The following is a 12568-nucleotide window of genomic DNA, read 5'->3' as shown; positions in this document are numbered from 1 at the left end:
GCGCCCTGGGGCGGTCGGTCAAGCCGCCGGCGGGCGCGGATCGGGAAAGCGCGTCAGTTGCGGATCGCGATCTCGTTCTTCACGCGCTTCACGCCCTTGACCTCGCGGGCCAGGCGCTCGGCATCGGCCTTCTCGGTGGCGCTCTTGGCGAAGCCCGACAGCATCACCTCGCCCTGCAGCGTCTCGACGTGGATGGAGCTGGCGTCGACGCTCTTGGCCTCGACGAACTTGGACTTCACCGCGGTGGTGACGGCCGCGTCGTCGACGTACTCGCCGACCGAGGACTGGCCGCGCGTGACCGCGCAACCCGGCAGCATCGTGATGGCGCCCACAGCGGTGGCCAGGGCGAGAACGGTGGCTCGAATCATCATGTTGATCTCCTTGGATTGATGACAGGGCTCGGACTCACGCGGCGTGGCGGTCTGTCGACACGACGGCAGGGGCCGGCTCGGCGAACGTCGCGGGGGCGTGGTCCAGCAGATAGGGCAGCGCCGCTTCGCATCCCAGCACCGATTCATGGTCGCCGACCGCGGTCCACTGGACCTGGCAGGCGATCTCATGCACGTGAAGGGCGAGGGAATGGTGGTCGGCGATACCCATCTGTCGGCTCCTTGTGCGCCCCGTGGCGCGCTGGAATTGACTCTACGCATGCCGAACAGGGGGCCCTGTCGTCCGCGTCCGCGACGTGTTGTAGGACAAGCGGAGATGGCGATCCGGGGGGGTCGCATGGGGCGTTGTCCTACACGGGGTGGCGGGGCCTCCCGACATCGCCGGGCACGAGGCCTGCCTAGGATGCCGGCCATGGAAACGCTGGAACGAGTCAATGCCGAGCTCCTGCTGTCGACGCCGCTGACGGTGGTCGTGCGGGGGCGCCTGGATTTCGTCGATGCCGACGGCACCGCGCGGGAGGAAGAACTCGCGCTGGTGATCCCGCGCAGCCGCTGCGTCGGCGACCGCCCGTCCTGGCCGGCGCTGATGGCCGCGGCGAGCGAGCACTGGCATCGCTGCCCCGGCTGCGCGCGCGCGCTGGAGATCTGCATCGACGGCGAGTGGCGCACGCTGCTGACCGCGCAATCGACGCTCTGAGCGGGGCGCTGACCGCTTCCGCGACCTTCGGCTTAACGCAAGCCTCAACGTCCTCCAGGAGCGGGCGCGGATAATCCGTCGCTGGCCGACACGGCCCGATGACGACGATGATCCGACGCCCCACTCCCGCCCTCTCCGAATTCCCCCGCGCGCGCCTGGCCGCGATCCTGGCGATCGCCGCCGCCACGGCCCTGATGGCCGGCTGCGGCACCTTCGGGTCCAGTGCCGCGCGCAAGAACTCCGTCTACCAGAACGAACGCTTCGCGGCGGACGAGACTTTCTCGCGGCTGTTCGACGCGAGCGTGCAGGACACCTGCGAGGCGGCGCGGCGCGCGCTGCTGAGCCAGGGTTACGTGATCAACACGGCGATGCCGGACTCGATCACCGGCGCCAAGCGTTTCCAGCCCGGCGGCGAGGAGCACGTGGAGATCAGCTTCACGGTGGTGTGCGTGCCCGAGGGCGGCAGCGGGCGCGTGGCGACGGCGTATGTGTCGGCGCTGCAGGACCGCTACAACGTCAAGCGCAGCGCCAACTCGACCAGCCTGGGCGTGAGCGCGATCGGCTCGATCTCGGTGCCGCTGTCGTCGACGTCGGAATCGCTGGTGAAGATCGCCTCGGAGACCATCCCGGCCGGGCAGTTCTACGACCGGTTCTTCGCGCTGATGCAGCGCCTGCTGAAGGATCAGGGCGCCGTGGAATCGCCGGCCGAGGACAAGACCGGCGGGTGATCGCGTCCGCTACTTCGCCTTCAGTACCGCCTCCTCGCGCTGAATCTTTTCCGTCAGCGAGCGGACCTGAGCCTCGATCAATGGATCGATGTCTGGAAACTCACTGACGCCGTACCGCTCCCTGGTCAGCCTGACGGCTTCTTCGGTAGACATCGGACGACAAATCCGCGCGGCAATTTCCCGAGGGTTCATGGGGTCACCTCAATGTTCCGGTCCTGCGTAGCGACGAAAGTGCTCCCAGCTGGAAGATGGTTCAACCACGTGGAACTCCATGTCGAGAGAATGACCATGGCGCAACCAGAACGCTTCGCCTTCTCGGGAAGCCAACAGTGAAATCAGGTCTTCGCACATGCGACAGCTTGCCGGGAGTTCGTTGTGTTGCCGCACATCGGCGGGCAAGCGAGCATTAAATCCCATTCGGGCCCAGGCAAAGTAGCCAACCATGGCGAGCGGCCCACTCCTGCTGCTCCAGTCTCCGACCGCGCTCGTTGTCACCTTGGAGAAATGCCCAAGCCGCAGGGCCTCATGCAACTCGATGGCCACGCTTCGTGTCCCTATGCCCTGCCGACGGAACTGCGGTCGGAGAACAAAGGCCGCATTGTGGATTTCGAAGACATAGTCGCCGCTCTCGTCCTGGCTGATCCGTCGGACCAAAGGTTCGCAAAGCAAGTCCTGGTTGACGACACGTAGATCAATCGCTCCGTCAGGAGACGGCTCCACATCCAATCGGCTTCCTATCGGCGCACCGGACAAGCGGATCAACTCCTCATCCGAATACCAGCCGTGCAACTCCGGCGCGCGACGCACCTGGACCGTCGATGCATCGAACCACTTCCTCGTGATCTCATCCATGCGGTACTGCTCCACCTCGACAACGAGGCGGAAAGTCTGGTGCCGCGGGTTCCTCCCAAAAACGAAAGAGGGCGCCTCGATGGGCGCCCTTTGACGAACTACAACCGACAACCCACCGAAGGGTGGGTTACGCCGCGATCACTGCGACGTCTCCCCCTGCGGCTTCGCCGCGGTGCGGGTCTTGTCGATCGCCAGCCCGCGGCGTTCCAGCAGCGGCTGGATCTGCGGCTCGTGGCCGACCACGCCGCGGAACAGCGTCAGCGCGTCCTGGCTCCCGCCCTGCGACAGCAGCTTCGCGCGGAACGCGTCGCCCAGCTCGCGCTTGAGGCCGCCGTTGGCCCGGAACCACTGCACCGTGTTGGCGTCCAGCACCTCCGACCACACGTACGCGTAGTACCCCGCCGCGTAGCCGCCCATGATGTGGCTGAAGTAGGGCGTGCGGTACCGCGGCGGCACCGCGTCGTAGTCGTAGCCCTCCTCGCGCAGCGCCTTGGCCTCGAAGGCCATCACGCCGTCCGCGTCCGGGATCTGCGCCAGCGGCAGCTGGTGCCAGCGCTGGTCCAGGCTCGCGGCGCTCAGGTACTCGGTCGTCGCGAAGCCCTGGTTGAACTGCTTGGCCGCCAGCACCTTGTCCAGCAACGCGCGCGGCATCGGCTCGCCGGTCTTGTAGTGCTTCGCGTAGTTCGCCAGCACGCTCGGCCAGTCCGCCCACATCTCGTTGACCTGCGACGGGTACTCGACGAAGTCGCGCGGCACCTTCGTGCCGGCCATGCTCGGGTACTTCACGTTCGAGAACATGCCGTGCAGCGCATGCCCGAACTCATGGAACATCGTCGTCACCTCGTCCCAGGTCAGCAGCGTCGGCTTGCCCTGCGCCGGCTTGGGGATGTTCAGGTGATTGGCCACCACCGGCTTCTGGTTCAGCAGCCCGCTCTGGTCGACGTAGGCGTTCATCCACGCGCCGCCGCGCTTGGACGGCCGCGCGTACATGTCGGCGATGAAGATCGCCAGCTGCGAGCCGTCGGCATTGAACACGTCGTAGACCAGCACGTCGGGCTGGTAGACCGGCAGGTCGCGGCGCTGCTTGAACTTCAGCCCGTACAGCTGGCCCGCCGCGTAGAACACGCCGTTCTCCAGCACGTTCTTCATCTCGAGGTAGGGCTTGAGCTGCGACTCGTCGAAGCCGTACTTCTCGGCCCGCAGCTTCTCGCTGTAGAAGCTCCAGTCCCAGGCCGCCAGCTTGAACGCCGGCTGGTGCCGGGCCGCCTGCTCCCGATCGACGATCGCCTGCAGCTCCGCGCCCTCGCGACGCGCCGCGCCGACCGCCGCCGGCGCCAGCTGGCGCAGCATGCCGTTGACGGCCTGCTGGTTCTTGGCCGTCTCGTCCTTGAGCACGAAGTCCGCATGCGTGGCGAAGCCCAGCAGCGCCGCGCGCTCGGCGCGCAGCGTGACCACGCGCGAGACCAGCGCGGTGTTGTCGTAGGCGTTGCCGCGCGAGCCGCGCGCCACCGAGGCTTCGTAGATCCGCTGTCTCAGCGCCCGGTTCTCCAGCTGCGACAGCACCGGCTGGCCGGTCGTGTTCAGCAACGCGATCAGGTACTTGCCGTCCTGGCCCCGCTCCTTCGCGGCGGCCGCGGCGGCGGCGATCTGCTCGTCGCCCAGGCCCTTGAGCTCGTCGGCGCTGTCGACGACCACCGCCGAGTCGTTCACCTCCGCCAGCACGTTCTGGTTGAAGCGCGCGCCCAGTTGCGCGAGCTCGGCGTTGATCGCCTTCATACGGGCCTTGCCGGCCTCGTCCAGCTTCGCGCCGGCGCGCAGGAACTGGTTGTACTGGCGCTCGACCAGGCGCTGCTCCTGCGCGCCCAGTCCCAGCGACGCGCGGCGCTGGTACAGCGACTCGATGCGCGCGAACAGCGCCGGATCGAGCTGGATCGCGTCGCGGTGCGCGGCCAGCCGGGTCGCGTAGTCGGCCTGCAGCTTCAGCCGCGCGGGATTGGCGTCGGCGCCGGTCAGGCTCATCAGCAGCGTCGTCGCGCGGCCCAGCGTGCGGCCGCTGCGCTCCAGCGCCACGATGGTGTTGTCGAAGCTCGGCGCCGCCGTGTTGCCGACGATCGCGGCGACCTCGGCCAGCTGCTCGGTCATGCCCTGGTCGATCGCGGGACCGATGTCGGCATCGCGGATCCGGTCGAAGGGCGGGTACTGCAGCGGCAGCGTGCTGGGCGCGAGCAGCAGGTTGACGGCGGAGGGCTCGGCGGCCTGGGCGGCCGAAGCGAGGGGAGCGGCGGCGGGCGCGGCCGTCTGGGCCAGTGCCGGCGCGGCGAAGGCCACGGTGGCGGCCAGGACGAAGGGAATCCTCATGGGAGACAGCCCGCCTGGGACGGGCCTCATGTTGTGCAAGGCCGTCACCTTAGCCGATGCGCCCCCGAAAGCCGGTCGCCACGGGCGCCGTCCGCCCCTGTGGGGAACCCGATGCGGGACAACCCTGAGGGCGGGGCGGCCGGCCGTCGCCGATCCTTCCTCCCCCATGTCCGACACCACCACCTTCCACTGGGCCCTGATCGGCCCCGGCTCGATCGCGCACCGCTTCGCCGACGCCGTCGCGCGCCTGGACGGCTGTCGCCTGCACGCGGTCTGCGGCCGCGACGTCCACCGCGCGCAGCAGTTCGCGCAGCGCTGGTCGCGGCCCGGCGAGCCCGCCGTGCTCGCCCACACCGATCCCGCGGCGGTGATGAACGACCCGGCCGTCCACGGCGTCTACGTCGCGACGCCGCACGGCCAGCATTTCGATTACGTCCTCGCCGCGCTGCGGGCCGGCAAGGCGGTGCTGTGCGAGAAGTCGCTGGTGCCCAACCAGGCGATGGGCCGCGTGCTGGTCGAGGCCGCGCGCACGCACCGCGCCTTCCTGATGGAGGCGGTCTGGACACGTTTCCTGCCGCTGTACCAGGACCTGGCCGCCTGGCTGCGCGCCGGGCGCATCGGCGCGCTGCGCGGGATGCAGTCGAGCTTCTGCTTCCCTGCGCCCTACGACCCCGACGGCCGCATCTTCAATCCCGCGCTGGCCGGCGGCGCGCTGCTCGACGTCGGCATCTACAACCTGACCGCCACGCGCTGGGTGCTGCAGCATGCGCTGGGCAAGGTGCCGCCGCTGGCGGACCTGCAGGTGAAGGCGCGGCTCGCGCCGACCGGCGTCGACGCCGGCCTGGCGGTGACGCTGGACTTCGGCGACGGGCTGGTCTCGCAGTTCCAGTGCGCGATCGACACCTTCGCGCCCAACACGATGCACATCCTCGGCGAGACCGGCGCGATCGTGCTGCCCGAGACCTTCTGGGAAGCGACCCGCGCGCAGTGGCTGCCCGCGCGCGGCACGCCCGAGACGATCGAGCGCCCGTTCGAGATCAACGGCTTCGAGAACGAGATCCGCGAGACGATGCGGTGCGCGCGCGCCGGCGAGATCGAGAGCCCGGTGGTGTCGCACGCGGAGACGCTGGCGGTGCTGGGCTGGATGGACCGCATCCGCGCGCTGGCCGGCGTGCGGTACCCCTTCGACGACGCGTTCGGCAACGACTAGAAAAGAGCCCCCGATGGAGACACGACCCGCCGACTTCACCGAATCGATCCCGGTGCCGCTGCCCGACAGCCCGCCGCTGCGGATCGAGCGCGCCGCGCCCGACGACCTGCCGCGCATCGAGAACCTCATGCAGTTCTACAACTACGACCTCAGCGAGTGGACGCCGGTCGCGTTCGCGCCGGAGGGTCGTTACCAGCTGCGGCCCAAGGCGCCGTACTGGGCGCAGCCCGACGTGCATCCGTTCGTGATCTGGGTCGGCGAGGAACTGGCGGGTTTCGCCGTCGTCGACGGCGACCGGGAGACGCCGGACGCCGACCACAACATGGGCTACTTCTTCCTGGCGCGCGGCTACCGCGGACACGGCCTGGCGGCGCGCGCCGCCGGCGAGGTGCTGGCGCGTTTCCCCGGCCGCTGGGAGGTCTACCACCTGATGGCCAACACGCCGGCCGCGCAGTTCTGGCCCGGCGTGATCCGCGGCCGCGCCGCCGGCGAGATCATCCGCGAGGTCCGCACGCTGCACGGCGACGAGTGCTGCCTCTACCGCTTCACCGTGGCGCTGCCGCCCGGCGCCTGACCCCCACGTCCCCTTGACCGAAGGAACCGCCATGCAGCTCATCGGCATGCTCGACTCCCCCTACGTCCGCCGCTCGGCGATCGCGATGCTGCTGCTCGGGCTGCGCTTCGAGCACCGCTCGCTGTCGGTGTTCCGCACCTTCGACGAGTTCAGCCGCATCAACCCGGTCGTCAAGGCGCCGACCTTCGTCTGCGACGACGGCACGGTGCTGATGGACTCGACGCTGATCCTGCAGTACGCGCAATCGCTGTCGCCGGGCCGGGCGCTGCTGCCGCCCAGCGATCCGGCGCTCAAGCGCGCGCTGCGGCTGACCGGGCTGGCGCTGGCCGCGACCGACAAGAGCGTGCAGGCCGTCTACGAGCAGCAGCTGCGCCCCGACGACAAGCAGCATGCGCCGTGGCTGGACCGCGTCGGCGGCCAGGTGCGCGCGGCGCTGCTGGAGCTCGACGCGGAGATGCGCAAGGCGCCGCTGTCCGCGGAGCGCGACGCGATCGGGCTGGCCGGCGTCACGATCGGGGTGATGTGGGAATTCGTGCGGGAGATGACGCCGGAGCTGCTGCCGCCGGCGGAGCAGCTGCAGACGCTCATCGCCTATGCGACCGAGGTCGAGCAGCTGCCCGAGTTCCGCGCCGCGCCTCACGGCGACGGCATCGTCCAGCCCTGCGGGGGCTGAGCCGCGCTCAGCGCAAGGCCGGCGCGACCGGCCCGCCGGTGCCCGGCAGCCGCTTGATCAGCTGGTGCAGCACCAGCGCGATCACGACCAGCACCGTCAGCCCGAGGGCCCAGCCGATCCACACCAGCGGCACCAGCCAGCCGATCGCGGTGCCCGCCATCGGCGCGCCGGTGCCCGCCATCTCCAGCAGCCACTGGACGACGGCTTGCGCCGCCTCCAGCAGGCCGGTGTCGAGGAAGGGCTCGAGCCAGGCGGGGAACTTGAACTCGACCGCCGTCTTGCCGAGCTCGGCGGCGCGGCCGGTGGAGAGGGCCTCCACCGTCCAGCGCACCAGGCCGGCGGCGGCCCAGGCCAACCCGCTCCAGATCAGCGCCAGGAACCCGGTCACCGACCACAGGAAGGTCTTCATCGCGTGTCCTTCTTGTTCCGGCGACCGTCAGTCGTCGCTGGAGCCGGCGAAGCCGAAGATGCTCAGCAGGCTGGTGAACAGGTTGAACAGCGAGACGAACAGGCTGACGGTGGCCATCACGTAGTTCCGCTCGCCGCCGTTCACGATCATGCTGGTGTGGAACAGGATCATGCCCACCGACAGCAGCGCCACGACGCCCGAGACCACCATCGCCAGCATCGGCAGTTGGAAGAACAAGTTGGCCAGCGACGCCAGGATCGCGATGATCATGCCGGCGAACAGGAAGCCGCCCATGAAGCTGAAGTCCTTCTTCGTGGCCAGCACGTAGGCCGACAGCACCAGGAAGGTCGCGCCGGTGGTGCCCAGCGCCATGGCGATCGTCGTGCCGCCGCCGGGCAGCGTCAGGATGGCGCTCAGCAAGGGGCCCAGCGTGTAGCCCATGAAGCCGGTCAGCGCGAACACCAGCGGCACCGAGGCCGCGGAGTTCTGCGTCTTGTGGATCGCGAACAGCAGGCCGAAGTAGCCGATCAGCGTCAGGATCATGCCCGGGCCGGGCAGGTTGTACGCCACCGCGGCCGCCGCGACGGCGCCGCTGAACAGCAGCGTCATCGACAGCAGCGCGTAGGTGTTGCGCAGCACGCGCGCCACGTCGGCGCGCTGGGTGAAGACCGAATCGCCGCCGTGGCCGGTGGCGGGCGTCCACGCCGTGGACGTGGCTTGTCGTTGGGTGTCGCTCATGAGAGGTGCTCCTGGATCCGTGTGAGCCGTTGGACGGCAAGCGCGCTCGCGCGCGCACGAGGCGTCGACCTTAACGCCGCTTTGACTTCGTAGAAACCTGGTTCTTGCTCATTCTGCTGAAGCAATTTCCGATTCGCTGTCAATCCCCTGAACTTGCATGCCGCGTCGCTGCAGCAGCTTGGCGACGAGGGGATGGTTCTGGCCGCGGCGCGAGAAGATCGCGTGCACGTCCTCCACCACCTCGGTCTGGCCCAGCAGGTGCAGGCCCGACATCACCGACAGGTCGTCGGCGCCCAGGCGGCTGACCGGGAACACGCCCAGCCCGCGGGCCGCGAAGACGCTCATCAGCGCGCTGTCCTCGAACTCGCCGACGATCTGCGGCCGGATGTGGTGCTGCTCGAACCAGCGCTCCAGGCTCGCGCGCAGCGAGGCGTGGCGCGTGGGCAGCAGCACCGGCAGCGTCTCCAGCACGTACGGGAAGCCCTTGTTCGGCGCGCGCCGGGCGCGTTCGATCAGCTCGGCCGGGCCGTACCAGTCGACGGTCGTGCTGGCCAGCAGCTGGCTGGTGATGCGCAGCGTCGGGTTGACCGGCGCCGGCTGGTCGGTCAGCACCAGGTCCAGGTGATGCAGCGCGAGCTCGCCGATCAACTGGTCGACCTCGCCCTCATGGCACACCAGGCGCAGCTGCGGGGTGTCCAGCACCGGCGCCAGCAGCGCGTGCGCGGCCAGCTTCGACAGGCCGTCCGACAGCCCCACCGACAGCCGCTGCACGCGCTGCGTGGCGGCCTCGTGGACCTCGTGCGGCACCATCTGGCCGATCTGGAAGATCTCCTCGGCGCGGGCGAAGGCGGCCTGGCCGGCTTCGGTCAGCACCAGGCCGCGGCCCTCGGGCTTGAGCAGCTGGTGACCCAGCGAGCGCTCCAGCTCCCGCACCTGCGCGCTGATCGTCTGCACGGCCATGCCCAGCCGGTCCGCCGCCCGGGCGAAGCCGCCCTCCTTGGCGACGACCCAGAAGTAATGCAGATGACGGTAATTGAGGGCGGACATGGCAGGGCCTCCGAAAAAGACGAACCGGGATGATAACCAGCTTCGCTTAAACGGAAGTTAACGACGTCCCAGCGAAGGTTTTTTCGACAGCGAGTCGACCGGTCCGGGTGCAGTCCATGCCCCTGCCGGTTCGGTTCGCCGCGCGTTTGGCGCGCACATCTTCACGCATTCTTCACGAGTCACTTCGTTTCTTGTGCGGAAAGCGGTTCGGAAAAGCAGAACGCGCCGCCGACCTCCCGGTCGCGGCGCGTTCGATCCGGAGCGACTCCGGTTCGTCCGGCGGGTCGGATCAGATCGCGGCCAGGCCCGCCTTCAGGTCGTCGCGCAGGTCCTCGACGTCCTCGATGCCGGCCGAGATCCGGACCAGCGAATCGGTGATGCCCAGCCGCGCCCGCGTCTCCACCGGGATCGACGCATGCGTCATCAGCGCGGGCAGCGAGATCAGGCTCTCGACGCCGCCCAGGCTCTCGGCCAGCGAGAAGATCTTCACGCGTTCCAGGAAGCGGCGCGCGCCGGCCAGGTCGGTGTCGAGCTGCACGCTGATCATTCCGCCGCCGCCGCGCATCTGGCGCTGGGCCAGCGCGAGCTGCGGATGGCTTTCCAGGCCCGGGTAGTGGACGCGGCGCACCTTGGGCTGCGCCTCGAGCCAGCGGGCCAGTTCCAGCGCGCTCTCGTTGTGGCGCGCCATGCGCAGCGCCAGCGTCTTCAGGCCGCGCAGCGCGAGGAAGCTGTCGAAGGGCCCGGCGATCGAGCCGACGGCGTTGTGCAGGAACTCGAGCTGCTCGCGCAGCGCCGCCTGGCGCGGCTCGCCGCCGACGACGACCACGCCCGAGATCACGTCGCTGTGGCCGTTCAGGTACTTGGTGGCCGAATGCATCACCGCGTCGAAGCCCAGTTCCAGCGGCCGTTGCGACCACGGGCTGGCGAAGGTGTTGTCGGCGATGGCGAGCGCGCCGTGCTCGCGCGCGATCTTGGCGACGGCGGCCAGGTCGGTCAGCTTCAGCAGCGGGTTGCTGGGCGTCTCGATCCAGATCATCTTGGTCTCGGGACGCAGCGCGGCGCGGACGTTCTCGGCGTCGCTGCTGTCGACGTAGGTGACCTGCAGGTTGGCGCTGCGCTTGCGCACGCGCTCGAACAGCCGGTAGCTGCCGCCGTAGAGGTCGTCGCCCGCGACGATGTGCGAGCCCGCGTCCAGCGTGTCCAGCACCGTGGCCATCGCGGCCAGGCCCGACGAGAAGGCGTAGCCCTGCACGCCGCCTTCCAGGCTGGCGATCGCGCGCTCATAGGCCTGGCGCGTCGGGTTGTGGGTGCGGCCGTACTCGTAGCCCTGGTGCACGCCGGGGCTCTGCTGGCGGTAGGTCGAGGTCGCGTAGATCGGCGGCATCACCGCGCCGGTCAGCGGGTCGGGATGCTGGCCGCCGTGGATCGCGCGCGTGTCGAAGCGCAGGTCGGCGTCGTCGGGGTGGTTGTCGTTGTTCGGGGACTGGCTCATGACAAGCCCTTTCGCAAGTGGTTCAACAGGTCGAATCGGGTGACGAGGCCGTAGAAGCCGCGATCGTCGGCGATCACGGCCACCAGGCCCTTGCGCAGCTGCGCGATCAGCTCGGACAGCGGCGCGCCCGGAGGCAGGGTCTGCACATCATGACTCATCGCGCTGTCCACGCTGTCCTTGAAGTGGCGCGCGTCCATGTGCATCTGGGCCAGCAGGTCGGACTCGTCCAGCAGCCCGGCGAGCTTGCCGTCCTTGAGCACCGGCAGCTGCGAGACCTCGGCCTGGCGCATGCGGGAGAAGGCGGTGGCGAGCGTGTCGTCGGGGCTGACGCTGATGACGGCGCCGTCCTCGGCGCGGCGCGCGATCAGGTCGCGCAGGTCGCCCTTGGTGGCGCGCTTGAGCAGGCCCTGGTCGAACATCCACGGGTCGTTGTAGACCTTGGACAGGTAGCGGGTGCCGGTGTCGCAGACGAAGGTGACGACGCGCTTGGGCGTGGTCTGCGCGCGGCAGTACTTCAGCGCCGCGGCCAGCAGCGTGCCGGTGGACGAGCCCGCCAGGATGCCTTCGGCGCGGTAGAGGTCGCGGGCGGTGGAGAAGCTTTCCTCGTCGGTGATCGCGTAGGCGTGGCGCACGCCACTGAGGTCGGCGATCGGCGGCACGAAGTCCTCGCCGATGCCCTCGACGGCCCAGGAGCCGGCCTCGCCGTAGCTGCCCTTCTCGACGAAGTCCTTGAGGATGGAGCCGGCCGGATCGGCGAGCACCAGGTCCAGGCCCGGGCGCACCTTGGCGAAGAAGCGCGACAGCCCGGTCAGCGTGCCGCCGGAGCCGACGCCGCAGACCAGCGCGTCGACGCGGTGGCCGACCTGCTGCCAGATCTCGGGGCCGGTGGTGGTCTCGTGGGCGAGCGGGTTGTTGGGGTTGTTGAACTGGTCGGCGTACCAGGCGCCGGGCAGGTCCTGCACCAGGCGCGCGGCGCGGTCCTGGTAGTAGTCGGGATGGCCCTTGCCGACGTCGGAGCGGGTGATGTGCACCTCGGCGCCGAGCGCCTTGAGCTGCAGCACCTTCTCGGCGGACATCTTGTCGGGCACGACGAGCACGACGCGGTAGCCCTTGGCGCGCGCGACGAGCGCCAGGCCCAGGCCGGTGTTGCCGGCGGTGGCCTCGACGACGGTGCCGCCGGGCGGCAGCAGGCCGTCGCGTTCGGCGGCCTCGATCATCGACAGGCCGATGCGGTCCTTGATCGAGCCGCCGGGGTTCTGCGACTCGAGCTTGAGGAACAGCTGGCAGGGGCCGGTGTCGAGCCGGTTGACGGGGACCAGCGGCGTGTTGCCGATGAGGTCCAGCACGGCGGGGCGGTCGGGCCACCGCGGGGGGGTGTTGACGGCGGTGGTGGCGGTGGAA

At 69.4% G+C, this 12568-nt stretch carries 15 protein-coding genes; 5 read left to right on the top strand and 10 right to left on the bottom strand.

Translation table 11 applies throughout. The features are described from left to right. Positions 1-53: 53 nt before the first annotated feature. Together N5D62_RS01170 and N5D62_RS01165 are read right to left on the bottom strand one after the other, a co-directional pair. Positions 54-368, bottom strand: coding sequence for a BON domain-containing protein (locus N5D62_RS01170; RefSeq protein ID WP_279755610.1), 315 nt, complete (start codon positions 366-368; stop codon positions 54-56). Between the two features lie 37 nt (positions 369-405). Beyond that, on the bottom strand, positions 406-600 hold the full coding sequence (locus tag N5D62_RS01165) for a hypothetical protein (protein ID WP_279755520.1): 195 nt from the start codon (positions 598-600) through the stop codon (positions 406-408). 201 nt (positions 601-801) lie between these two features. Here N5D62_RS01165 and N5D62_RS01160 point away from each other — a divergent pair, with 201 nt between their 5' ends. Continuing rightward, the gene (locus tag N5D62_RS01160) at positions 802-1086 is read left to right on the top strand and encodes a hypothetical protein (protein ID WP_279755518.1); all 285 of its coding nucleotides are present in this window, start codon (positions 802-804) and stop codon (positions 1084-1086) included. A gap of 107 nt (positions 1087-1193) precedes the next feature. Then, complete coding sequence (locus tag N5D62_RS01155; RefSeq protein ID WP_279755516.1) at positions 1194-1814, top strand: DUF2242 domain-containing protein; 621 nt, start codon at positions 1194-1196, stop codon at positions 1812-1814. A 9-nt stretch (positions 1815-1823) separates the two neighbouring features. Here the strand turns inward: N5D62_RS01155 and N5D62_RS01150 are convergent, their stop codons facing one another. The 3 genes from N5D62_RS01150 to N5D62_RS01140 all read right to left on the bottom strand — a co-directional run bounded on the left by N5D62_RS01150 (position 1824) and on the right by N5D62_RS01140 (position 5024). Continuing rightward, positions 1824-2006, bottom strand: coding sequence for a hypothetical protein (locus N5D62_RS01150; RefSeq protein WP_279755514.1), 183 nt, complete (start codon positions 2004-2006; stop codon positions 1824-1826). A 9-nt stretch (positions 2007-2015) separates the two neighbouring features. Then, on the bottom strand, positions 2016-2666 hold the full coding sequence (locus N5D62_RS01145) for a hypothetical protein (protein ID WP_279755512.1): 651 nt from the start codon (positions 2664-2666) through the stop codon (positions 2016-2018). Positions 2667-2804: 138 nt separating this feature from the next. Further along, positions 2805-5024, bottom strand: coding sequence for a M3 family metallopeptidase (locus N5D62_RS01140; RefSeq protein ID WP_279755510.1), 2220 nt, complete (start codon positions 5022-5024; stop codon positions 2805-2807). A 166-nt stretch (positions 5025-5190) separates the two neighbouring features. On the opposite strand from N5D62_RS01140, the gene N5D62_RS01135 reads away from it, so the two are divergent. From N5D62_RS01135 to N5D62_RS01125, 3 genes are read left to right on the top strand one after another with little or no spacing between them, the layout of a single operon-like run. Further along, entirely contained in the window at positions 5191-6234 is a 1044-nt protein-coding gene (locus N5D62_RS01135) for a Gfo/Idh/MocA family oxidoreductase (protein WP_279755508.1), read from the top strand. Between the two features lie 13 nt (positions 6235-6247). After that, positions 6248-6808, top strand: coding sequence for a GNAT family N-acetyltransferase (locus tag N5D62_RS01130; protein ID WP_279755506.1), 561 nt, complete (start codon positions 6248-6250; stop codon positions 6806-6808). 31 nt (positions 6809-6839) lie between these two features. Then, a complete protein-coding gene (locus tag N5D62_RS01125; RefSeq protein WP_279755504.1) occupies positions 6840-7481 on the top strand; it encodes a glutathione S-transferase in 642 nt (213 codons plus the stop codon). A gap of 7 nt (positions 7482-7488) precedes the next feature. On the opposite strand, the gene N5D62_RS01120 is transcribed toward N5D62_RS01125, so the two are convergent. The 5 genes from N5D62_RS01120 to N5D62_RS01100 all read right to left on the bottom strand — a co-directional run bounded on the left by N5D62_RS01120 (position 7489) and on the right by N5D62_RS01100 (position 12513). Next, a complete protein-coding gene (locus N5D62_RS01120) occupies positions 7489-7890 on the bottom strand; it encodes a hypothetical protein (RefSeq protein ID WP_279755503.1) in 402 nt (133 codons plus the stop codon). Between the two features lie 27 nt (positions 7891-7917). Beyond that, entirely contained in the window at positions 7918-8628 is a 711-nt protein-coding gene (locus tag N5D62_RS01115) for a Bax inhibitor-1/YccA family protein (RefSeq protein WP_279755502.1), read from the bottom strand. A 108-nt stretch (positions 8629-8736) separates the two neighbouring features. Beyond that, positions 8737-9675, bottom strand: a complete 939-nt coding sequence (locus N5D62_RS01110; RefSeq protein WP_279755501.1) for a LysR family transcriptional regulator — start codon at positions 9673-9675, stop codon at positions 8737-8739. A gap of 289 nt (positions 9676-9964) precedes the next feature. After that, positions 9965-11167: a PLP-dependent aspartate aminotransferase family protein gene (locus N5D62_RS01105; RefSeq protein ID WP_279755500.1), complete on the bottom strand. Its 1203-nt coding sequence runs from the start codon at positions 11165-11167 to the stop codon at positions 9965-9967. Continuing rightward, positions 11164-12513 carry a pyridoxal-phosphate dependent enzyme gene (locus N5D62_RS01100; protein ID WP_279755609.1) on the bottom strand — a complete coding sequence of 450 codons (1350 nt, stop codon included), beginning with the start codon at positions 12511-12513 and terminating at the stop codon, positions 11164-11166. The genes N5D62_RS01105 and N5D62_RS01100 overlap by 4 nt, the downstream gene beginning before the upstream one ends. Positions 12514-12568: the final 55 nt, after the last annotated feature.

The sequence above is a fragment of the Mitsuaria sp. GD03876 genome (assembly GCF_029840635.1).
GTDB lineage: Bacteria > Pseudomonadota > Gammaproteobacteria > Burkholderiales > Burkholderiaceae_C > Roseateles.
Note: the sequence above shows the minus strand (reverse complement) of the source record. Positions and strands in the feature narration are given on the sequence as shown.